Source organism: Vibrio sp. 2033, from assembly GCF_033339735.1.
The window spans coordinates 1-526 of sequence record NZ_JAWOVC010000787.1 but is presented as its reverse complement, the minus strand read 5'-3'; the positions used below and the strand labels follow the sequence as shown (position 1 = coordinate 526).

Below are 526 nucleotides of genomic sequence, written 5' to 3'. Positions count from 1 at the left end.
CGATGACGACGCCAGCGGGCAGTTGTCTTTGGAACGACAGGTTCCAACTGTAGTTGACCGGCGAGACGAGGTTGCTGTCGAGCGAGCTTTCGATGCGCCGCCGGTTGTCGGCTGGACGCTGTTGTCAATAACGGATTAAAACTCCCCAAAAAAATCGTGCTCGATTCCCCACAAACAGCGGATTCAGTTCCCCAAAATCATCGCGCATCATTCCCCAGACATATGTTCGGTCTACGCGGTCACCTCCTCCTTCAGCGCATGGGTCACCCCTGCGCGCAGCTTGTCCTTCATCCGGTAGCTGTTGCCGCGGATGTTGATGGTGGTAGCGTGGTGCAGGAGCCGGTCGAGCAAGGCAGAGGCCAGCACCTGGTCACCGAAGAGTGTCCCCCAGTTGGTGAAGCTGGTGTTGGACGTGATGATCAGGGAGCCATGCTCGTAGCGCTCCGACACGAGCCGGAAGAAGTTCGCTGCATCCAGGGCGTCAAGTGGCAGGTACCCGACTTCGTCGCAGATCAGCAGCTTCGGC

The 526-nt window shown here is 58.6% G+C and carries 1 protein-coding gene; it reads right to left on the bottom strand.

Going from position 1 to position 526, the window contains the following annotated elements:
• Positions 1-231: 231 nt before the first annotated feature.
• Positions 232-526: ATP-binding protein (locus R7P74_RS29090; RefSeq protein WP_318124189.1), on the bottom strand; the 295-nt coding region annotated here is incomplete at its 5' end.